The 20,518-nt window shown below is 72.9% G+C and carries 23 protein-coding genes; 12 read left to right on the top strand and 11 right to left on the bottom strand.

Translation table 11 applies throughout. From position 1 onward, the window contains the following. Nucleotides 1-142: 142 nt before the first annotated feature. The 6 genes from ACFZBP_RS11845 (at nucleotide 143) to ACFZBP_RS11820 (ending at nucleotide 5,984) form a co-directional block, all read left to right on the top strand. Nucleotides 143-1,357 (top strand): SpoIIE family protein phosphatase, encoded by a 1,215-nt coding sequence (locus ACFZBP_RS11845; protein ID WP_391412189.1) that lies wholly within the window; start codon nucleotides 143-145, stop codon nucleotides 1,355-1,357. Nucleotides 1,358-1,419: 62 nt separating this feature from the next. Then, on the top strand, nucleotides 1,420-2,313 hold the full coding sequence (locus tag ACFZBP_RS11840; RefSeq protein ID WP_391412187.1) for an RsbRD N-terminal domain-containing protein: 894 nt from the start codon (nucleotides 1,420-1,422) through the stop codon (nucleotides 2,311-2,313). Further along, nucleotides 2,310-2,732, top strand: coding sequence for an STAS domain-containing protein (locus ACFZBP_RS11835; RefSeq protein ID WP_391412185.1), 423 nt, complete (start codon nucleotides 2,310-2,312; stop codon nucleotides 2,730-2,732). Before ACFZBP_RS11840 ends, ACFZBP_RS11835 begins: the two co-directional genes overlap by 4 nt. Then, on the top strand, nucleotides 2,729-3,172 hold the full coding sequence (locus tag ACFZBP_RS11830; RefSeq protein WP_391412182.1) for an ATP-binding protein: 444 nt from the start codon (nucleotides 2,729-2,731) through the stop codon (nucleotides 3,170-3,172). The genes ACFZBP_RS11835 and ACFZBP_RS11830 overlap by 4 nt, the downstream gene beginning before the upstream one ends. Beyond that, nucleotides 3,172-4,245, top strand: a complete 1,074-nt coding sequence (locus ACFZBP_RS11825; protein ID WP_391413000.1) for a SpoIIE family protein phosphatase — start codon at nucleotides 3,172-3,174, stop codon at nucleotides 4,243-4,245. The genes ACFZBP_RS11830 and ACFZBP_RS11825 overlap by 1 nt, the downstream gene beginning before the upstream one ends. Further along, entirely contained in the window at nucleotides 4,242-5,984 is a 1,743-nt protein-coding gene (locus ACFZBP_RS11820; RefSeq protein WP_391412180.1) for a SpoIIE family protein phosphatase, read from the top strand. The genes ACFZBP_RS11825 and ACFZBP_RS11820 overlap by 4 nt, the downstream gene beginning before the upstream one ends. On the opposite strand, the gene ACFZBP_RS11815 is transcribed toward ACFZBP_RS11820, so the two are convergent. Continuing rightward, on the bottom strand, nucleotides 5,954-6,424 hold the full coding sequence (locus ACFZBP_RS11815) for a MarR family transcriptional regulator (protein ID WP_391412178.1): 471 nt from the start codon (nucleotides 6,422-6,424) through the stop codon (nucleotides 5,954-5,956). The genes ACFZBP_RS11820 and ACFZBP_RS11815 overlap by 31 nt on opposite strands. A gap of 107 nt (nucleotides 6,425-6,531) precedes the next feature. Then, entirely contained in the window at nucleotides 6,532-7,458 is a 927-nt protein-coding gene (locus ACFZBP_RS11810; protein WP_391412176.1) for a GNAT family N-acetyltransferase, read from the bottom strand. A gap of 123 nt (nucleotides 7,459-7,581) precedes the next feature. On the opposite strand from ACFZBP_RS11810, the gene ACFZBP_RS11805 reads away from it, so the two are divergent. After that, on the top strand, nucleotides 7,582-8,373 hold the full coding sequence (locus ACFZBP_RS11805; RefSeq protein ID WP_391412174.1) for a DUF817 family protein: 792 nt from the start codon (nucleotides 7,582-7,584) through the stop codon (nucleotides 8,371-8,373). A 32-nt stretch (nucleotides 8,374-8,405) separates the two neighbouring features. Here the strand turns inward: ACFZBP_RS11805 and ACFZBP_RS11800 are convergent, their stop codons facing one another. The 3 genes from ACFZBP_RS11800 to mgrA all read right to left on the bottom strand — a co-directional run bounded on the left by ACFZBP_RS11800 (nucleotide 8,406) and on the right by mgrA (nucleotide 11,121). Beyond that, nucleotides 8,406-8,735 carry an antibiotic biosynthesis monooxygenase gene (locus tag ACFZBP_RS11800; RefSeq protein ID WP_391412171.1) on the bottom strand — a complete coding sequence of 110 codons (330 nt, stop codon included), beginning with the start codon at nucleotides 8,733-8,735 and terminating at the stop codon, nucleotides 8,406-8,408. 47 nt (nucleotides 8,736-8,782) lie between these two features. Continuing rightward, the gene (locus tag ACFZBP_RS11795) at nucleotides 8,783-9,943 is read right to left on the bottom strand and encodes a trypsin-like serine protease (protein WP_391412169.1); all 1,161 of its coding nucleotides are present in this window, start codon (nucleotides 9,941-9,943) and stop codon (nucleotides 8,783-8,785) included. A 134-nt stretch (nucleotides 9,944-10,077) separates the two neighbouring features. Continuing rightward, nucleotides 10,078-11,121: an L-glyceraldehyde 3-phosphate reductase gene (gene mgrA, locus ACFZBP_RS11790; RefSeq protein WP_391412167.1), complete on the bottom strand. Its 1,044-nt coding sequence runs from the start codon at nucleotides 11,119-11,121 to the stop codon at nucleotides 10,078-10,080. Between the two features lie 254 nt (nucleotides 11,122-11,375). On the opposite strand from mgrA, the gene ACFZBP_RS11785 reads away from it, so the two are divergent. The 5 genes from ACFZBP_RS11785 (at nucleotide 11,376) to ACFZBP_RS11765 (ending at nucleotide 14,969) form a co-directional block, all read left to right on the top strand. Next, the gene (locus ACFZBP_RS11785) at nucleotides 11,376-12,131 is read left to right on the top strand and encodes an FCD domain-containing protein (RefSeq protein WP_391412165.1); all 756 of its coding nucleotides are present in this window, start codon (nucleotides 11,376-11,378) and stop codon (nucleotides 12,129-12,131) included. Nucleotides 12,132-12,521: 390 nt separating this feature from the next. Continuing rightward, entirely contained in the window at nucleotides 12,522-13,154 is a 633-nt protein-coding gene (locus tag ACFZBP_RS11780; RefSeq protein WP_383443338.1) for a bifunctional 4-hydroxy-2-oxoglutarate aldolase/2-dehydro-3-deoxy-phosphogluconate aldolase, read from the top strand. Beyond that, a complete protein-coding gene (locus tag ACFZBP_RS11775) occupies nucleotides 13,151-13,621 on the top strand; it encodes a hypothetical protein (protein ID WP_391412162.1) in 471 nt (156 codons plus the stop codon). Before ACFZBP_RS11780 ends, ACFZBP_RS11775 begins: the two co-directional genes overlap by 4 nt. Continuing rightward, nucleotides 13,618-14,598: a PfkB family carbohydrate kinase gene (locus ACFZBP_RS11770; RefSeq protein ID WP_391412160.1), complete on the top strand. Its 981-nt coding sequence runs from the start codon at nucleotides 13,618-13,620 to the stop codon at nucleotides 14,596-14,598. The genes ACFZBP_RS11775 and ACFZBP_RS11770 overlap by 4 nt, the downstream gene beginning before the upstream one ends. An 80-nt stretch (nucleotides 14,599-14,678) precedes the next feature. Next, nucleotides 14,679-14,969: a hypothetical protein gene (locus tag ACFZBP_RS11765; RefSeq protein ID WP_383443344.1), complete on the top strand. Its 291-nt coding sequence runs from the start codon at nucleotides 14,679-14,681 to the stop codon at nucleotides 14,967-14,969. 21 nt (nucleotides 14,970-14,990) lie between these two features. On the opposite strand, the gene ACFZBP_RS11760 is transcribed toward ACFZBP_RS11765, so the two are convergent. From ACFZBP_RS11760 to ACFZBP_RS11735, 6 genes are all read right to left on the bottom strand, one after another. Continuing rightward, nucleotides 14,991-15,353, bottom strand: coding sequence for an aconitase family protein (locus ACFZBP_RS11760; RefSeq protein WP_391412158.1), 363 nt, complete (start codon nucleotides 15,351-15,353; stop codon nucleotides 14,991-14,993). Continuing rightward, nucleotides 15,353-16,750 carry a M1 family aminopeptidase gene (locus ACFZBP_RS11755; RefSeq protein ID WP_391412156.1) on the bottom strand — a complete coding sequence of 466 codons (1,398 nt, stop codon included), beginning with the start codon at nucleotides 16,748-16,750 and terminating at the stop codon, nucleotides 15,353-15,355. Before ACFZBP_RS11755 ends, ACFZBP_RS11760 begins: the two co-directional genes overlap by 1 nt. A 67-nt stretch (nucleotides 16,751-16,817) precedes the next feature. Further along, entirely contained in the window at nucleotides 16,818-17,834 is a 1,017-nt protein-coding gene (locus ACFZBP_RS11750) for an MFS transporter (RefSeq protein ID WP_391412153.1), read from the bottom strand. After that, nucleotides 17,822-18,106 (bottom strand): MFS transporter, encoded by a 285-nt coding sequence (locus ACFZBP_RS11745; protein WP_391412150.1) that lies wholly within the window; start codon nucleotides 18,104-18,106, stop codon nucleotides 17,822-17,824. The genes ACFZBP_RS11750 and ACFZBP_RS11745 overlap by 13 nt, the downstream gene beginning before the upstream one ends. Nucleotides 18,107-18,111: 5 nt before the next feature. Next, nucleotides 18,112-18,876, bottom strand: a complete 765-nt coding sequence (locus tag ACFZBP_RS11740) for a GntR family transcriptional regulator (RefSeq protein WP_391412148.1) — start codon at nucleotides 18,874-18,876, stop codon at nucleotides 18,112-18,114. A 121-nt stretch (nucleotides 18,877-18,997) separates the two neighbouring features. Beyond that, entirely contained in the window at nucleotides 18,998-20,329 is a 1,332-nt protein-coding gene (locus tag ACFZBP_RS11735) for a cytochrome P450 (RefSeq protein ID WP_391412146.1), read from the bottom strand. Nucleotides 20,330-20,518: the final 189 nt, after the last annotated feature.

Raw genomic sequence — 20,518 nt, 5'->3', positions numbered from 1 at the left:
CAGGCTTCACCGGCACTGTCAGCCCGCGGCTCAGGACAATACGTGCAGAACACTAGATACGGACAAGAAGGACCGATGGGCGGCGTCCGCGGCAGCGCGGGTCCAGCGCCGTCACCGTGACAAGATTGGCGTATCCGACATCGTGAACAGATTCGTGGCAGCCGAGCGGGCCCTTCGCTCCGCCGCCCCGCACCAACTGGTGGACGCGGTCCGCGAAGTACTGTGCGACGAGTACGCGGCGACGACCGTCCAGCTCTTCCTGGCCGACTACGGCCTCGCCACACTCCAGCCCGTCCCCGCCGGCCACGGCACCGCCGGCGGCCGGCCAGGCGACCCGGAGGCCGGCCCGCCCGAACCGGTGTCGGCGCACGGCAGCCCGGCCGGGCGGGCCTTCGGTTCCCAGGAACCCTTCGTCGAGAAGCTCTCCGACGGCCGGGTGCGCCTGCACCTGCCGGTAACCGTACGCGGCGACCGGCTCGGCGTCCTGGCCGTCACGATGCCCTCCGCCGAGCAGGCCGAGGAATGCCTGGCCGAACTGGCCGACGTGGCACAGGTACTCGGGCACGAGGTGGTCGTCGCCGACCGGGACACCGACCTGTATCTGCGGGCCCGCCGAACCGACCGGCTCACCCTGGCCGCGGAGATGCAGTGGCAACTCCTGCCGGGCCGCTCCTGCAGCCGCGCCGAGTACGCGCTCGGCGCCCAGCTCGAACCCGCCTACGCGATCTTCGGCGACAACTTCGACTGGTCCGCGAACGCCGACCGTCTGATGCTCTACATCACCAACGGCATGGGCGAGGGCATCGAGGCCTCCCTCCTGACCAACCTGGGCATCAACGCGCTGCGCAACGCACGACGGGCCGGCCTGTCCATCGCGGACCAGGCCGCCCTCGCCGACCAGGCCGTCCACGCCCACTACCGGGGCGACGCCCACCTCTCCGTGCTGCTGCTCGACCTCGACCTGCGTACGGGCCGGCTCCAGGTCGTGGACGCCGGCTCCCCGCAGATGCTGCGGCTGCGCGGCCGTACCGTCACCGCCTTCGCACTCGACGAGCAGCTTCCCCTGGGCATGTTCGAGGAGACGGACTACGTCGCCCAGGAACTCGACCTGGACCTCGAACCCGGCGACCGGCTCGTCTTCGCCAGCGACGGGGTGTACGCCGTCGCGGCGCCCGGCGGCGAGCGGTACGGGGAGCGGGCGCTGGCCCGCGCCATCGTGTCCACCAGCCTGCTGCCCGCGGCGGAGGTCCCCCGCGCCGTGCTCAGAGAGCTGGCCGGTCACCGCGGCACCCCCGTGCCCGACGACGACGCGCTCGTGGTCTGTCTCGACTGGTTCGGGCCGCGGCGCTCGCCCTGACCGAACCGTCCGGCGCCCCCCGTACCTTCGGGGCGGCGCACACCGTATGAGGAGGGAAGTACGTGCCGGAGCAGCAAACGGCAGAAGAGCAGACCAATCCGCCGGAGGAGGTCGGGACCTTCCTACGACGGCGCCGGGAGCAGATCGCCCAGCGCTGGGCCGACGCGGCGCTGTTCCGCACCGTGTTCACCGTCTCCAGGGAAGAGGCGGTGGAAGCCGGCCGGGCCGTGGTGGAGGCCCTGGCCGCGGTGGCCGCCGCCGGACGCCTGGAGGACGCGGAGGCGGACGGGTTCGCCGTCGTACGCGAGCAGTTGGCGCGTACGGCGCATTCCCGGGCCCGTTCCGGCGCGACCCTCGCGCAGATCTCGACCGAGATGGACGCGCTGCGCTCGCCCGTCAACGACCTGCTGCTGGACGAGCTCTCCGAGGCACCCGCCGAGCACGTGCGCAGGTGCACGACGGCACTGGCCGTACTGATGGGCACCCTGCGCCTGGTCATGATGGAGACGGCGATGAGCGCCGGGCAGGAACTCATCAACCGCCAGCGCCTCGAACTGCTGGAGATCGCCACCCCCGTCATCAAGCTGTGGGAGGGCATCGTCGCCGTCCCGCTGATCGGCACGCTCGACAGCGCCCGCAGCCAGGTGGTGATGGAGACCCTCCTGGACGCCGTCGTCGACCAGCACGCCCGGATCGCGATCCTGGACATCACCGGAGTGCCGACGGTCGACTCCCTGGTCGCGCAGCATCTGATGAAGACCGTGGCGGCGGCGCGGCTGATGGGGGCGGAGTGCATCGTCTCCGGTATCCGGCCGGCCATCGCGCAGACCATCGTCCACCTCGGCATCGACCTCAGCTCGGTGCTCACCCGCGCCAGCCTCGCGGACGCCCTCGCCTACGCTCTTGAGCAGCAGGGCGCCCACATCGTCCCCGCCCCGGCCGGAGAGCCCCAGTGACCGGTGCCGCCACCTTCCCGTACGAAGGACACGTGCCCGTCCTCAGGCTCGGCGGGGTCCTTCTGGTCACCCTCCAGGGCGACCTGTACGACAGCACCGCGGAACGGCTCCGGCAGGACATCGGCGAGACCGTCTCCGACAGCGCGGTCAGCGGTGTGGTCATCGACCTCTCCGGTGTCGAGATCGTCGACTCCTTCATGGGCCGCGTGCTCAGCGACGTCGCGGCGATGACCCGGCTGCTGGCGGCCCAGACCGTGGTCGCCGGGATGCGCCCGGCGGTGGCCATCACGCTGGTGGAACTGGGCCTGACCCTGCCGGGCCTGCGGACCGCACTGACCACCGAGGACGCCCTGCGACTGCTCGGGGCCGAGGTGTCGGTGCTGCCCCGTGCCGGGCGTGCCCGCGGGGAGCGCCCGTGACCCACAGCACCGGCAGTGTCTCCGCCTGCCTGCCGATCCACTCGGACCTCGACCTGGTGCGGGCACGGCAGCATGTGCGGCAGATGACCGCCCAACTCGGGTTCGGTCTGGTGGAGCAGACCAAACTCGTCACCGCGGCCAGTGAACTGGCCCGCAACGCCCTCGTCCACGGCGGCGGGGGCCAGATGGAGTGCACGGCCGTGACCAGCGGCGGGGTGCGGGGAGTGCGGCTCGTCTTCAGCGACCAGGGTCCCGGAATCGGGGACCTCGACCAGGCCCTGAGCGATGGCTACACCTCCGGCGAGGGACTGGGCATGGGGCTCGGCGGCGCCCGGCGCCTGGTCCACGACTTCTCCATCGACACTCGCCGCGGCAGCGGCACCACCGTTACGGTGACGTCATGGATCTCCCGGCCGCCCGGCCCGCGCGAGGCGCGCTGATGCCGCGCGTCTGGGAGGTGCCGGTGCACGACTCGACCCGGGTCCGCGACGTCCGCGTGGCCGCCGCGGCCGCGGCCCGGCATGCCGGGCTCGCCGAGGACCGGGTCGCCGCCGCCGAGCTCGTGACCACCGAACTCGCCACCAATCTGCTCAAGCACGCCGGTGGCGGACGGATACTGCTCGACCTCGTCGGACCGAGCGCCCCGGCCTACGGCGACGAGCGCGACGCCCTGGTGCAGATCGTGGCCGTCGACCACGGCCCCGGCATGCCCGACACCGCCGTGGCCCTGCGCGACGGCTACTCGACCACCGCCACCCTGGGCGCCGGCCTCGGCACCTGTCTGCGTACCGCCGACGACTTCGGCCTGCACAGCGCACCCGGGCGGGGCACGATCGTCATGGCCAGGATTGGCTCCCGCACGCGCCCTGACACCACGGGTCCGCGTCCCGCCCCGCTCCCGGTGCGGGCCGGCGGCGTCAACATCCCCCTCGCGGGCGGGGGGTTCTCCGGCGACGCCTGGGTCTGCGTGCGGACGGCCGACCGTGTGACGCTGCTGCTGGCCGACGGCCTCGGCCACGGCCCCCTCGCGGCCCGCGCCTCCTCCGCCGCCGTGGAGGAACTGCGCCAGGTCCCCCACCTGCCGCCGGCGGACCTGCTGCGGCGGCTGGACAGAGCCCTGCGCGGCACCAGGGGAGCGGCCGTGTCGGTGGCCCAACTCGACATCGGCGCAGGGAAGTTGTCGTTCGCGGGAGTCGGCAACGTGGGCGCCCGGCTGCGTCGTGGCGACACCTGGCAGGGGCTGGTCTCCCGCCCGGGCATCGTCGGCGCCCACCTGCCCACGCACCTCCCGCAGCAACAGGCGGGCTGGACGGACGACTGCCTGCTGATCCTGCACAGCGACGGCCTGCCGAGCCGCTGGACTCCCGGCCCGGCCGCCGACGCACCGGCCTCCCTCGACCCCGCGGTGATCGCCGCGACCATCGTGCGGGACGCCAGCAGCCCCGCCCGGCCCGTCCGCGACGACACCGCCGTCGCCGTCCTGAGCCCCTGGCCCCCGGACGGCACGCCGTGACCCGCACCTGGCCCGTCCGCACCATCACCGACGCCGCGCGGGCCCGTATCGCCACGGCACGGCTGGCCGCCGCCTGCGGAGTGCCACCCGTCGAACGCACCCGCCTGGTGGCCGCGCTGACCGCACAGCTGCGGCAGTGCCTCACCAAGGGCGGCGAGTGGCGGGTCGGCGTGGCGACGACCCTGTCCTGCGCCGGTGGTGACCTCAGCGTCGAGGTGGCCTCCGCGCAGCTCCGCCCGGACGACCGGCAGCCCCCCTGGCGCGCCTCCGTCCCCTGCGCCGAGGACGCCCGCCTCGCCGTCGACGACCCGGCGGCCGACGACCCGGCGACGCTGGCCGAGGCCCTGTTCGGCGCCGACGAGGACACGGCCCTGCTGCTGGAACGGCTCGACGAACAGGAAGGGCTGGTCGCCTTCCACCGCGAGGAACTCCACCAGACCAACCAGGGCGTCCTGGCACTCCACGCCGAGCTGGACGCCGCCGGACGCGCCCAGCGCGAGCTGTTCGACGCCGAGCAGCGGGCCCGCAAGGAGGCGGAGAACGCCCGCGGCCGGCTGACCTTCCTGGCCGACGCCAGCGCCGCGCTGACGGCCTCCCTCAACCACGAGGCCATCGTGCGGCTGCTGCCCGCCCTGCTGGTGCCGCGATACGCGCGCACCGTCGACGTCTGGCTCTTCGACGACGTGGACGACGCGCTGCGCGGCGGCCCGCACCCGGCCGCCGCCGTCCTCGCCGCTCGCCGCGGCCGGCCCCAGTACGCCGCCGACCACCCCGGCGGCCTGCCCGGCGTCGACGACCAGCCGCCCTCGGCCATCGACCCCGGCCGGCCCCTCCTGTGCATCCCCCTGCTCTCCAGGCGGGCCTCGCAGGGCGTCCTCACCCTGTCGCCGCCCGACGAACGCTGGGACGCGGACGACGCCGTCATGCTGATCGAACTGACCCGGCGGGCCAGCATCGCCCTGGAGAACGCCCGCCGCTTCGAGCGCAACCGGGACATCGCCGAGACCCTGCAACGCGCCCTGCTCACCGAACTGCCCACGACACCGGGCCTGACCCTGGCCGCCCGCTACCTCCCGGCCACCCGGGGCCTGAACATCGGCGGCGACTGGTACGACGCCTTCCGTCAGCCCGACGGCAGCCTGATCACTGTGGTCGGGGACGTCACCGGACACGGGCTGCACGCCGCGGTGATGATGAGCCAGCTGCGCACCGCCCTGCGCGCCTACGCCGTCGACGGCAGCAGCCCCGGCGAGCTCCTGACCCGGCTGCACGTCTTCCTGCACCGACTGCGCCTCGACCTCTACGCCACCGCCGTCATCGCGCGCTTCCACCCCGACGACCCCACCCTCACCTGGGCCGCCGCCGGTCATCCGCCGCCGGTGCTGCGCACTCCCGACGGCCAGGTGCACACCCTGGACGCCAAGCCCGGCGCCATGCTGGGCATCCCGCTGAAACAGGAGATCCGCGACCACACGGTGCCCCTGCCGCCGGGATCGACGCTGGCGCTCTATACCGACGGGCTGGTGGAACGCCGCGCCCAGGGGATCGACCCCGGCATCCAACGTCTCGCCGAGGAACTGGGCGGCTTCCGCCCGACCGAACTCGCCGAGGAGCTGGAGTCGTCCGCCGACCGGCTTCTGCATCCGCTGCTGCACGACTCCGAACACGACGACGACGTATGCCTGTTGCTGTGCCATGTGCACAGCGGCTACCGGTCGCCGGCAAGTCCGTCCTCGTGAAAGGCGCGCAGCAGTTGTGCCAGCCGCGCACGCTGCTCGGGAGGCAGGTCGGCCAGGGCGACGGCCAGCTGCACGGAGAGCCGCTCGGCGACGTCCGCCAGGCACCGCCGTCCCTCGGCCGTGACCTCCAGGTGGACCTCGCGCCGGTTGCCGGCGCGTACCCGGCGCCGGAGCAGTCCGGCGGCTTCGAGGCGGTCGCAGAGCCGGCTGGCGGTGGGCAGCCCGATGTGCAACTGCTCGGCCAGGGCGGTGAGGTTGAGCGCGGGCCGACGGCTGACGGCCCGCAAGGCGCGTAGCTGACGCGGCGGCAGACGCGGCCGGGCCTCGTCGACGGCCGTGAACCAGAGCGTCACCAGGTTCTCCACGGCCTCGACGACCTGCGGGCCGACGACGTCGGAGGAAAACGCGGAGGGAATCTCGGGATCCGGTTCGCGGCGCATGGCCCGACACTTCTCTCTCGGTCGACTCCGGCCTGGGCCCCATCAGTGCAAGGGCCTACCCGAAGCGACGGAGACTACACAGGCGCACCATGCCCCGTCCGCCCCGGTCACTTCACGACCGTCTCCCAGGTGTCGACGGCATAGTGGACCGTCAGCCCGTGCCGGGCGTACAGGGCCGGAGCCCCCGTGGCGTTGGCGGTGTCCACCCCGAGCCCCACCGTGTCGCGTCCGCGCGCGGCGAAGGCCGCGAAGGCGTGCCGCAGCAGCAGGCCGCCGAGGCCCAGCCCGCGCCCCTCACGCACCACGCCGATGCTGCGGATCCACCCCATCGCCTCCCGGTCGTCGCGGGCGAGCAGGAAGCCGACGTCCCCCAGGTCCGCCGTGGCGGCGATCCACACCAGCGACCAGTCGAGCCGGTCCGCGTCGACGTCGTGCAGCCACTGCTCGTAGGTACGGGGCTGGAAGTCGAAGTGCTCGGCGAAGCTCGACTGGTACAGCGCGTGGACGCGTACACGGTCCGCCTCGTCGGTGCAGGGCCGCAGCCGGACGCCCGGCGGAACCGTCGGCACGACGTCCTCGGCGGTGTCCAGCGGCCGTCGCAGCACGTGATAGCGGCGTACGACGGACCAGCCGCGCTCCTCGATCAGCCGGGTGTCGAGCGTGGGCTCCGTGTTGAGGTGCAGATGCACCACGGCCCTGGACGCGCCGTTCTCCCGTGCCTTGTCCAGGGCGCGGACCTCGATCGCGTCGAATATGAGCTCCCCGGCCCGCTGGTGGTCGGGCAGCACATAGTGGTCGACGTCGACGCGCTCGCCGCCCGACTCGTCCCACAACAGCCCGTAAGCAACCAGCCGTTCGCCGTCGAAGACCAGCCACGAATCGCGGTCCAGCGCGATGTCCGGCCGCTTCAGGTCGTCCTCCACGGAGTGCAGGTCGGTCTCCGGCCGGCCGATCTCGATCAGATCGACCTCGTTGAGCAGTGCGGTGACGGCGGCCGCGTCGGCGAGGCCGGCCGGGCGAAGGGCGTAAGGCATGCGCCCAGGGTCCGGGGGAGGGGGACACGGCCGCAACGGAATTTCCCCCAGCGTGCCGCTCCCGGCGGCCGCCTGGCCGGCGCCGGAGGCAACCGGGAGCGGCACAGGATCGTCCTTGGGATCATGGTCACCGCAAGCATCCCAGGCCCCCTGGCGGCGTCAGTGCGCCAGCTGCTCGATTTCGCGTGGACACAGACGCGGTCCTGCGCCTTCGCCATCGCCCTGATGGCCGGTGTGGCGGCCTCCGCCCTGCTGCCCGGCCTGCCGGTGGCCCGCTACGACCTCCTCGTCGTCTACGGGGTCCTGCTGACGCTGCTGTTCTGGATGCGCGGCTGGGAGAACGGGCGGGACATAGCCGTCATCGCCGTCTGCCATGTCATCGGCCTGGCCTTCGAACTGGTGAAAGTGTCCCTCGGTTCGTGGAGCTACCCGGAACCGGCCGTCCTGAAGTTCGCGGGCGTCCCGCTGTACGGCGGGTTCCTGTACGCCGCTGTCGGCAGTTACGTCTGCCGCGCCTGGCGTCTGTTCGACCTGGAGCTGGTCCGGTACCGGCCGCGGTCCACGGCCGTGGTCGCCGCCGCCATCTATGTGAACTTCTTCAGCCACCACTGGCTGCCCGACGCACGCTGGCCGCTGGCCGTCCTGCTCCTCGCCGTCACCGCGGGCTCGTCCGTGCGCTTCACGGTGCGTGGGGTGCGGTGGCGGATGCCGCTGGCGCTGTCGTTCGTCCTGATCGGCTTCTTCCTCTGGATCGCGGAGAACCTCGCCACCTATGTGGGCGCCTGGCGCTACCCCTACCAGCTGCACGGCTGGCAGCCCGTCGGCGTGGAGAAGTTCGGCGCATGGTCCCTGCTGATCAGCGTCACCTTCGTCCTGGCGGCCGTCGCCCGGTCGCGTCGCACCGGGACCGAGTGAGCGGCGGGGGCCGGACCCCGCCGCTCACCTGTTCAGGCGCTCTTCGGTCCCGCCGACTGCACGACCTCGAACGACCACAGGGTGGACCCGCTCGCCGCCGGCTTGGGACGCTCGCCGGCGCCCTCGCCACCGTCCTGGTGGGCCGACTTCATCGGACCCTCCATCCAGGCCTGGAACGACTCCTCGTCACGCCACCGCGTGTACACGAGGTAGGTGTCGGTGCCCTCGACCGGACGCAGGAGTTCGAACCACTCGAACCCGTCGGAGCTCTCCACGGCGTGCGCACGCGAGGCGAAGCGCTTCTCCAGCGTCTCGCGCTGCTCGGCGGGCACGGTCAGTACGTTGATCTTGACTACGCTCATGGTGCTCATCCTGCCGCACGGCCGTCGCTGCACGCGCGGCGGCTCGGTCAGGCCGTGTGCAGGGTCAGCCCGTAGCGGCCGAGGATCTCGTTGACGGGCTGGAACCAGGTCTCGCCGCCGCCGGAGCAGTTGCCCCAGCCGCCCGAGGTGACCCCCTGCGCCTGGTCGCCGCTGATGAAGGAGCCCCCGGAGTCGCCGGGTTCGGCGCAGACGCTGGTCCTGGTCATCTGGTGCACCGCGCCCTGGCTGTAGTTGACCGTCTCGTTCCTGGCCAGCACGGTCCCGCAGTGCCAGTGGGTCGTGGACCCGGACCGGCATATGGAGGCGCCGACGGGTGCCTCGGCCGAACCGCGCACGAGCCGGTCCGGGACGGTGCCCCAGCCGAGGACCACCGGCACCGTCCACCAGCCGCTGCCGACGCTCACCCAGGCGTAGTCGTTGCCCGGGAACGAGGAGCCCTGGAACGTTCCGACGTGCGTGCCGTCCCAGCCACGGACCGCGGCCCCCTGACCACCGCAGTGCCCGGCGGTGACGAAGCCGCCGTGCACCGAGAAGCCTATGGAGCAGCGGACGTTGCCGGTGTAGTACGGGTCGCCGCCGACGGTTCCGGCGGCGAAGGTGCGCGGGGCGGCGGTGACCGTCCGCACGGTGACGGGACCGGCCGCTCGGGCGCCGGAGACGAAGCGGCGGACATCGTTGTCGGCCCGCCGGTCGCCGACGACGTTCACGACGACCGTGTTGGCCGCCGGATCCACGTGCCAACTGCTCACGCCCGACGGCGCGGGGAGCCGGTCGATGCGCGCCTTGGCCGCGTCGAGTTCGCGCGCGCTGTGCTCGACGGTGCGCACGGTCGCCCCGGTGGCGCGGACCTTCCGTACGGTCGCGGGCGGGGCGTCGGAGGTGACGGCCACGGTGAGCCGCTCGCTCCGCGCGTCGAACCACGCGCCGCCGTAGGCGGATCCGGCCGCCTTGCGAACCTTCGGGGCGAGGGCCGTGGCGGTGCGTTCCGCCGCCAGCCGTGCCTCGGCCTGCGGTTTCGACAGGCCGAGGTCCCGCTGCATCGCGTGCAGCAGGCCGGCGGAGGCGGACGGGGAGGCGGGGTCGGTGTCGCTCGCCGCGGCCGATCCGGTGCCGCCCGCGGTCCAGCCGCCGAGCATGAGCACCGCGGCGAGAGCGGCGTACGTGAGTCTGAGGCTCTTGCGTCTCAAGGGAGTTGCCCTTCGTCGTTCCAACAAGGTGGGGGTGGAACAACCGCAATCTGAGAGCGCTCTCATCCAGGGTCGGGCAGAGCATAGCCATGACGCCGTGTCAGGTCCATACCAGCGCCGCCCGTCTTTGTGTCTCAGCCCACGTTGCCGGTCCGGGCCTCCTGCCACAGGTCGACGCCGCCGTCGGTGGCGTACTTGTCGATCTCGGCGAGTTCCTCGTCGCCGAAGTCGAGGTTCTCCAGCGCGGAGACGTTCTGTTCGAGCTGCTCGGTGCGGGAGGCGCCGATGACGAGCGAGGTCACGCGCCGGTCGCGCAGGGCCCAGGCGAGTGCCATCTGGGCGAGGGTCTGCCCGCGCCGGGACGCGATGTCGTCGAGGGCACGCAGCCTGCGCAGCATGTCCTGCGACAGCCAGGTCTCGTCGAACGACTTGCCCTGTGTGGCACGCGAGCCGGCGGGGACGCCGTCGAGGTAGCGCCCGGTCAGCAGGCCCTGGGCGAGCGCCGTGAAGCCGATGACCCCGAAGCCCTCATGCTCGGCGACCTCCAGCAGGCCCTCGTTCTCGATCCAGCGGTTGAGCATGCTGTACGACGGCTGGTGGATCAGCAGCGGCGTGCCCAGCTCGCGCAGGATCGCGGCGGCCTGCCGGGAGCGCTCGGCGTCGTACGAGGAGATGCCGACGTACAAGGCCTTGCCCTGGCGGACGGCGGTGTCGAGCGCGCCCATCGTCTCCTCGAGCGGGGTGCTCGCGTCCAGCCGGTGGGAGTAGAAGATGTCGACGTACTCCAGCCCCATGCGCTTCAGTGACTGGTCGAGCGAGGCCAGCACGTACTTGCGGGAGCCGCCGCCCTGGCCGTAGGGGCCGGGCCACATGTCCCAGCCGGCCTTGGTGGAGACCACAAGTTCGTCCCGGTAGGGGGCGAGGTCCTGCTTCATCAGCCGGCCGAAGTTGAGCTCGGCGGCGCCGTAGGGCGGGCCGTAGTTGTTGGCGAGGTCGTGGTGGGTGATGCCCAGGTCGAAGGCGCGCAGGGCGATCTCGCGCTGGGCCTCGAAGGAGCGGTCGTCACCGAAGTTGTGCCAGTACCCGAGGGACAGCGCCGGGAGGTCGAGCCCCGAGCGTCCGGTGCGCCGGTAGCGCATCGTGCCGTTGTAGCGCTCGGGGTCGGCGAGGTGGGTCATGGAGGGGTGCTCCTGTCCGATCGGGGCGTGCGGTGCCTGGTTCCGGTTCCGACGTCCAGCGCATCGTTCCATCCGGTACGGCGGCGATCGTCGGCAGCCGGCGCCGTACCCATGTTTCCTTAAATTAGTAATTAATATTGACAGGGTCCCTGCCTCACACCACAGTCTTCGCCGTGCGAGCCGCGTCGTGAAGGCCTCGGCATGACCCGCACCTGCACCCCGGAAGATCACCGTCAGCAGAAGGGCCGTACGACATGACGCCCTACGCCCGCCGCGGCGTGCACGGCCAGACCGTGGAGGCGCTCGCCCGCCGCATCCTGGGCGGCCGGATCCCCGAGGGCGCCACGCTCGACCTGGTGGCGCTCCAGAGCGAGCTGGACGTCAGTCTCACCGCTCTGCGCGAGTCCCTGAAGGTGCTCGCCGCCAAGGGCATGGTCGACGCCCGCCAGAAACGCGGCACCTTCGTCAGAGCCCGCGCCGACTGGAACCTGCTCGACGCCGACGTACTGCGCTGGCAGTTCGAGGACGCCGGCCTCGCCACCGACGCGGACCGCACACTGCTGCGCAACCTCGCCGAAGTACGCGACATCGTCGAACCGGCCGCCGTACGCCTGGCCGCCGAACGCCGCACCGACACAGACCTGGCGGCCCTGGACGCGGCACTGGAGGCGATGGCGGAGCACGGCGGCGACCCGGGGCAGGCCGTGGCGGCCGACCTCGCCTTCCACCGCGCCCTGCTGTCCGCCACCCACAACGAGCTGCTCCAGCGCATGGAGATGGTCATCGAGCCGGGCCTCGCCCACCGCGACCGCATCGTCCACAGCCACCCGCACAGCGAGGACCCCGTACCGGCCCACCGCGCCGTCCTGGACGCCGTACGCGAGCGGGACCCGCAGGCCGCGGAGACGGCGATGCGTGCCCTGCTCGTCCAGTCCGGACGCGACCTGGCCCGGATCGACGGTCCGGACGTCCCGGGTTCCGACGACGTGAAAGGCACTGGCGGTAAGTGAGGACCACTCGGGCCGGCCGACGCCGCCCCCGTCGACCACACCCGCACCGCATCGCCCGGCTTCCGCTTCGTCCGGGCCGCGCACGCCCTGCTCGCCTCTCCCCGCACGCCACCCTGCGCATGACCTCGGGCGCGCCCACCAGCCTGTTCCCCGAGACCGCCCCGCTCCTCGGCACGACTTGGCCCACCGGAGTGTCCTGGACCACCGGCCCGTGGCCCACGCCCCACGGGCTGCCCCCCCGCCCGGCTCGGCCCCGACGACGGCACCGCCCTGGAACTGCGGCCGCCGGCCAACCCGTGTCGATCGCCCTGTGGCGCAACGTCGCCGACGGCCCACGCTCACCGCGAGCCGCCGTTGCCCCGTGACCCCCGCACCGAAGGAGCACCGTCCGTGGACCTGACAGCCGCGCTGGCCAGCCACCGCCTGATCGCGATCGTGCGCGGTGACGATCCCGACGCCGCCCTGAGCACCGTGCTGGCCCTGGCCGAGGAGGGCGTCGAACTGATCGAGGTGTCACTGGCCGCCCCCGAAGCCCTCTCCGTCATCGAACGCGCACGCCACGCCCTCGGCCCCGACCGCCCCCTCGGGGCCGGCACCGTGCTGACCGCCGACGACGCCCGCGCCGCCCACCGGGCCGGAGCCGACTTCGCGGTCACCCCGGGGCTCGGCGACGGCGTCACCACCGCCCAGGAGCTGGGCATGCCGGTCCTCGCCGGTGTGCTGACCCCGACCGAGATCATCGCGGCCCGCGCACTGGGGGTCGCCGCGCTGAAGGTCTTCCCGATCGCCCAGGCCGGGGGAGCGGACTACCTCAGGGCCCTGCGCGGCCCGTTCCCCGACGCGCCGTTCGTCCCGGTCGGCGGGATCGACGCCGACGCGGCCCGCGCCTGCCTCACGGCCGGAGCACTCGCGGTCGGCGTCGGGTCCCCACTCGTCGGCGACGCGGCGGACGGCGGCAGCGTCACCGACCTCAGGGAGCGCGCCCGCCGGTTCCGCACGGTCGTCGCGGAGGCGACGCCGTGACCGCCGACCTGCGCCCCGTCCACCCCGACCGCCCCGAACCGGGCGCGGGCGCCCGCTGGACCGGCTCGTGCGTCGCCCTCGTCGACCGCCATGCCGTCGGTCCTGTCGGCGCCGGACGCACGCCTGCTCACCCTGGCCCTACGCCCCGTCCCGTCGACCCCGTGATCGGCAGGGCGGTCCACGTCGAGGGCGGCGTGTTGATCGCCGTCCGGGGCGCCGGCGCCGTACGCCGCCCTCGTGAGGACGGCAGCCTCGACCGCGCGCTGCGGCTGCCCGCACGGCGGCTCGCCGGGGTGTGCCTCGCCCACGACGTCCCGTACGTCACGACCGCCCGCGTCGGAGAGGCCGTACCGGGTCCCGGCGACGGTGCCCTGTTCACCGCGCGCGTGGGCGTGCCGGGCACCCCGACGCCCGTGTGCCGACTGGACGCGGCACGGCACTCCTCGTCCGTCGGAGTTCCGGCGTGACCGGCCGCTGGCGCCCCGCTCGAGGCCCGGTCGTCTGCATCGGCGAGACCATGGCGGCCCTGGCCCCCGATCCGCCGAGCTCCCTGCTGAACGCGGCCCGTCTGCGGCTTTCGGTGGCGGGAGCCGAGTCGAACGTCGCCATGTACCTCGCCGACCACGGTGTCCCCGTCGCCTGGCTCTCCGCGCTCGGCGACGACCCCCTGGGTCACCGTGTCCGAGCCACCGTCGCGGCCGCCGGGGTCGACGTGTCCCACGTGCGCACCGACGCCGGCCGTCCGACCGGCCTGCTGGTTAAGGACCCGGGCCCGGCCGGAACCCGCGTGCACTACTACAGGAGCGGCTCGGCCGCATCCGCGCTGGGCCCCGACGCACTCGACGGCGAGCCCCTGAACACAGCCGCGCTGCTGCACCTGACCGGCATCACACCCGCACTGTCCGAGTCGTGCCGTCGGCTGGTGACCCGGGCCCTGACCGCCGGGCCCGGCGCACGCCCCTACGCGGTGAGCTTCGACGTCAACCATCGCGCCGTCCTCTGGCCGGACGGATCGGCCCCGACCGTGCTGCGGGAACTGGCGGACCGGGCCGACATCGCCTTCGTCGGCCTGGACGAGGCGCAGGCCCTGTGGGGCGGGCACCTGACGCCCGCGGACGTACGGGCACACCTCCCCGGCCCCCGCGTCCTGGTCGTCAAGGACGGGGCGAACGCCGCGACCGCGTTCAGCGACGAGGGTGTGCGCTCGGTGCCGGCACCGCGTACGACCGTCGTGGAGCCCGTCGGCGCCGGCGACGCCTTCGCCGCCGGTTTCCTCGCGGGCCTGCTGCGGGACGGCACCACGACCGACGCCCTCCGCCTGGGCCACCTCACCGCCGCCTCCGCCCTCCGAGTCACCGGGGACCACGGCCCGCTGCCCGGCCGGCGGGAGCAGGAGGCGCTGCTCGCGCTCTCGCCCCGGGAGTGGAAGGAGCGGACCGGGTGAGGGCCGCCCTGCCGCCCTCGGCCTGCGCCCCCGCCCCCTCCGCGCGCGAGAGGTGATTTGCCCGCCTATGCTCCATTTGTGTGACGACTATCTTCGAAGAGCTGGTGCAGAAGGAGCGTGCCGCCGAGCAGGCGCACACGCGTGTGGAGGATCTGCGGCGCATGTACGGGTCCCCGACCCAGCGCGGCGGCTGGAGTGCCCGGCAGACCGAGACGTACAACACGGCTCTGCGGGCCTGGCGCGACCTCGCCCGGGAGGCGCAGGTCGCGATGGTCGAGTATGCGAGGGAGCGGGGCGAGCAGCGCAGCGACGTCGAGGAGAAGGTGCGCAAGGCCGCCTTGCACGTGGAGACGGGGGGCGCCGGGGCGTGAACCCTCTCACCCCGGGCGAGGTCAGCCGGCGCGCTCCAGGGCCGGCAGCATGCCGGACGCGCGCAGGTGGTCCTCGACGACCCGTGAGCCCGGCGACAGCGAGGTCTTGACCCACGGTTTGGCGGTCGGCCCGCGCCGGACCGCCCGCTGGGCGAGCAGCCCCGCCCGCACGAGCAGCGCCGGGTCGGTGGTGTCGGTGCAGCTCGTGATGGCGGCGACGGCGACCGGGCCGTCGGGCAGTGGCTTGTCGAAGGTCCCGGCCTCGATCGTCGGACGGCCCGCCGTCTGTTGGAAGGACGCGGGCACGCTGGACAACGGCAGCCGCTGGTGCGGCAGGTCCGGGCCCGCCACGCTGGGCCCGACCGTGCGGAGCCTCAGGTGCATCACCGAATCCGGTGCTGCTTCCAGAACGGACCGAGATCCCTGCTGGTCACGGACTGCGCGGCACGCTTGAACGCGGCGGTGGTGGAGACGCCGTACCAGTGGTCCTCCGCGTACTGCTTCAGGAGCCGGGCCATGGTGCCCGCGCCGAGAACGCGCTCCAGGTCCGCGAGGGCGCAGGAGCCGGCCGTGTAGATCAGGTGGTACTCGCCCGGGTGCGCGGCCCAGTAGGCCATGGAACTGGTCAGCGCCGTACGGTCGCTCGGCCACTCGACCTCCGACCAGCAGCCGCGGGTGTCCCAGCCGTAGAAGCGCGCGTTGGCGTACTGGGCGAAGCTCTCGTCCAGCCAGGGCGCGCCGTACTCGTCGTTGCCGACGATGCCGTACCACCACTGGTGGGCGACCTCGTGGACGACCGCACTGCCTTCCTCGGTGGTGCCGAGCAGGACCAGGCCGGGGTACTCCATGCCGCCGCCGAAGCCGCTGGTCATCACCAGGTCGATCTCGCCGTACGGGTAGCGCCCGAACTCATCGCCGAACCGGTCGACGGCGGCGGCGCCGTCCTGACGGGTGAGACGCACCCCGGCCGCGGACGTGTCCGGCGCCCAGTACGACCGCACCCGCACGCCGCCGGGCGTGGTCTCGGTGGCCGTGCGGAACGGCCCCGCGGCCCAGGCGAAGTCCCTCACCCGGTGCGCGACGCTGAGCGTGCGGCTGCGGCCGGGCCCGGCGGGACGGGTCCAGGTGCGGCCGGTGGCCGGGACCTCGAGGGCGGCGGGGTGGTCGAGCGTCACCCGGAAGTCGCTCGCCAGGGCGTAGAAGCTCTCCCCGGTCGACACGTACGGGTCGAGGTGCCAGCCGGCGGCGTCGTGCACGGCGAGCACGGGCAGGGCGTTGCCCAGGAAGCGGAAGGCGCCCTCGCGGCCGAAGCGGTTGTTGCGCCGGGGCACCGTCACGGACACGTCGAAGGCGACGGCGGCCCGCTCGCCCCGTGCGAGCGGCTTCGGCAGGGCGATCCGCAGCGCCGTGCAGTCCACGGTGAGCCGGCCCGCGGTACCCCCGGTGACCTTGGACACCTCGACGGGCGGCGGCGTCCCCGCCGTGCCGCACCGGTCCTCCCCGTTGCCCCACAGCCGCACATACACCTCGCGCAGCGGCCGGTCGGAGGCGTTGCGGAACGACACACGCTGCCGGCCCGTCCAGCGCGAGCCGTCCGCGTTGCCGCGCAGTGTCACGTCGTAGCGCGGCCGGTCGGGTGTCGCGGCCGGGGCGGACGCGGCCCGGCTCGTCGGCGCCGAGAGGGCGTCCGCACCGCGGGCGCTCTGCGCCAGGAGCACGGCGAGCAGGACAACCAGCAGACGTCGTAAGGACGTTGACGGCCATGCGGAGATCAACGGCATGACAGCGGATCCTGCCACAACGGGTGAGCGTTGGCCCTTGACCGGGTGAAGACGGGACGGGCGGTGCTCAGCCTCGACGAGCCTCGGAGTGCGGACCAGGGCTCGGGCTCGGGAGATGTTCGACGGGCAGGGCGCGCAGGGTGCGTAGCGGTGACATGACGTTCGGGAGGACGCTCAAGGTCATGCCGGCCGCCCCGATCCCCAACGTACCCGCCGCTCCGAACGCCTCCCCCGAGGCACCGCCCAACAGCCCGCCCAGCGGGATCCCGCCCCAGGACACGAAACGGGCCGTCGCGCTCACCCGGCCCAACAGCCCGTCCGGAGTGAGGGCCTGCTGCAAGCTCGACTGAGCCATGACGCGGACGACTCCACCCATCGAGAGAGCCGACAGCCCGAGGGCCGCCACGGCCACGCTCCACCCCGGCCGCGTCAACGGCATGAGGGCGGTCGGCGGACAGGTGAGAAGCGGCGCCAGCCAGATGACGCGCCCCTGTCCGATTCGCTGCGCGAGCCTGGTCGCCAACAGCGCGCCCAGCAAGGCGCCACAGCCCATTCCCGACAGGACGAGACCGATGCCGAACGGTTCGAGCCCCGCCTCCCGCTCCAGGAAGACCAGCAACATCGTCTGGTACAGGACGAGGAAGAGGTTGAATATCGCGTCGCCCAACAGAACGGCCCGCAGGGCGGGTTGCTCGCGGACGAACCGCAACCCCTCCTTGACGTCCCGGATCAGACGCGAATGTTCGCGGGGCTCCGGCTTCTGTTCGCGTTTTCGGATACCGGCGGCGAGCAGACCCGAAAGGGCCATTCCCGCCGAGCTCACCAGGAGCGTCGCAGGGGCTCCGGCCAGGCCGACCAGCGGTCCGGCCAATCCCGGCCCGCCGATACTCGTCACCGAGCGGATCGCGGAGAGTTTCGCATTGCCTTCCATGAGCCGGTCGCGCCCCACCAGATGCGGCAGATAACTGGCGTAGGCGACGTCGAAGAAGACAGTCAGCACCCCGTGCACCAGGGCGACCGCGTGAAGCCACCAGATGGTGAGCAGACCCGCCCACCACGCCAACGGGATCGTCAGCAGCGCCAACGCCCCCTCGCCAGATCGGTACTGATCATCACCGGACGCTTCCGCATCCGGTCCACCCACGCACCGGCCGGCAACCCGACCAGGAGCGAGCCCGCCGTGGTCATCGCGGTCAGCAGACCGACCTGGAACTCGTCGGCCCCCAATGCTGTGATGGCGACCAGCGGCAACGCGAGAAACAGGATGCGATCTCCCCATTGGCCCAGTGCGGTCGCGGCGAAGAAGCGCCCGAAATCCCGGGTGCGCAGGAGACCGAGCCGGGAGACCATGGGCATACGTCTCACCCCTGCTGTCCGTCGACCGCGAACTCGTAGGCCACTTCCCGGCGCATGTCCGGGATGACGATGTCGGCGGTTTCCACCGGACGCCCGTCGACGTCGTAGATGGTCCGCTCGATCCGCAGCACCAGATCCCCGTAGCCGATCCCCAGGAGGTTCGCCTGTGCCCGGGTGGCACGGGCCGGGCGCGGCAGCTCGATCACCGTCGCGACGACGACGCCGATGGAACGCATCCGCCGGACCACCCCTTTGCCCGCGAGAGGACCCGACTCGGGCAGTACGACCGGAGTGCCGCCCGTGAGGGCCATCGGCTCCCAGGACGCCGAGAGCTGCACGGGCTGTCCTTCGGCGAGGAACTCGTAGTGCGTGGTGACGCAGAGGTCCCCGGGCCCGATCGCGAGCCGCTCCGCGATCGACTCGGGAGCCGGGACGCGCACCTGGCTGTGCGCGTCCCACGCGTCGGCCTTCCCCCGCTCCTTCAGGCCGACGAGCGAAGGCGTTCCGTCCAGCCGTTCACCGCGCCGCGAGCGGACCAGCCGCAGGCGCTCGCGCGGCATGCCCACGTACGTGCCGGAGCCGGCGCGTCCTTCGAGGAGACCGTCGGCGATCAGCCGGTCCATGGCCCGCTGCACGACGTTCCGCCCCACGCCGTACTCCTCGGCGATCCGCACCCGGGACGGCAGACGGGCCCCGATGTCCCACTCTCCCGAGAGGATCCGTGCGCGCAGCGCGTCGGCCACGGCAAGGTACGGCGCCTCTCGGGGCATGGGTGACTCTCCAGTGGGTTTCCGCCGTGCGGCGACGTGTGGTTCCAACGGGTGGTTCCAGGGGGCGTTGGAAAGCTACTGCACCGGCGGAAAGCTACTGGAGTAGAACTACGCGCCCCGGTCAGGCGGGTGGTGGAGCCAGGGTCGCGGGGGTGGGGCCGGCCGGGCGGACCGTGATGCCGTAGTCCGCTTTCGTGGGGGTGGCGGCGAACTCGGGGACGTGGGCCGGCAGCAGGTGTTCCAGCAGGACGGTCGACTCGCGGAGCGCGAACTGGAGGCCGAGGCAGGCGCGGGGGCCGATACCGAAGGGGAAGTAGGCCCCCGGGTGGGCGGGGCGGCCGTCCGGGGCGGTGAAGCGCCGGGGGTCGAAGTGCTCGGGGTCGGGCCACAGTTCGGGGTCGCGGTGGGTGAGGTACGGGCAGACGACGATGTCGGTGCCGGCCTCGACGGAGTACCCGGCGAGGGCGTCGTCCTCGGCGGCGTGGCGGGGCAGGATCCAGGCCGACGGGTAGAGCCGGAGGGTCTCGTGGATCAGGGCCTGGATCGCCTGGCGGCGCTCCGGCGAACCCTCGGCGCCGGCGGCGAGCGCCTGTTCGCGTGCGGCGGGATGCCGGTCGAGGAGCAGATAGAGCCAGGTGAGAGTGGTCGCGGTCGTCTCGTGCCCGGCCGCGAGCAGCGTGATCAACTCGTCGCGGATCAGCTGGTCGGTGTACTCGGGGCGTTCTGTGGCGGCGTCGGTCAGGACATGGACCAGACCCGGGCCGTCCGGGCCGGAGACGCCGCTGCGGGCCGCTTCAATGGCACGCCGGGCGACCGCGTCGATCCGGGCGAGATCGGCGGCCACGGCGTCGCGGGCGTCGGCGACGTCGGCGGGCAGGGTCGGCACGGCCGCCGCCACGGCTTCCACCGCCGCCAGTTCGCGCTCGGTCTCCTCGTCCAGGGGGTGCCCGGTCAGCGAGCGCCAGATGGCGTCGAGCGCGAAGCGGTGCATCTCCCGCCCGACGTCGAGCACCCGCCCCGTGCGGGCGTACCCGTCCCAGCGCTCGGCGGTGGTGCGGGCGGCCGCCGTGATCCGCTGCTCGTAGCGGCGCATTCCGGTACCGGTGAACTGGCCCTGCAGCAGACGGCGTTGCCGCTTCCACGCCGCCCCGTTGGCCGCCATGACCCCGTCGCCGATCAGCAGCCGGGCACGGTGGGAGCGCTTGACGTACCGTTCCGGGAACCGGGCGAGCACATGCTGGACCGCCGTCGGGTCGGTGACGAGCACGGTGGGCGCCGGGCCGAGCCGGAAGGCGGCGACACCGCCGACCTCTTCACGCACCCGCGCCAGCAGCTCGACCAGTTCACCTCCCCCCGAACGCCATCGCTCCACGACCCCGGGCTCGGCCTCGGGAACCGGCCTCCCCGTGCCGGAAGCGTGCGGGAGGGCGCCGGGGCCGGCATCGGTGTCCATGTCTCTTCTCCAGGTGAGCCGTTGGGCTTCGGCCGCGACCGGGCGCGGTTGCCACGGACTGTACGGGAGCGGGCACATGGAGTCACTCCGGGGGTGTGGCCGAGGGTGTCATGATGTGGGGGAGGGCTCCTGAGTGCCGAAGACCCGGAGGGAGCTGATGCGGCGGTGGAACGGACACCGGTCGGGCTC

This window comes from Streptomyces sp. NPDC008086 (assembly GCF_042957325.1).
In the GTDB taxonomy this organism is placed as follows: domain Bacteria; phylum Actinomycetota; class Actinomycetes; order Streptomycetales; family Streptomycetaceae; genus Streptomyces.
This window is presented reverse-complemented; position numbering and strand designations above follow the sequence as displayed.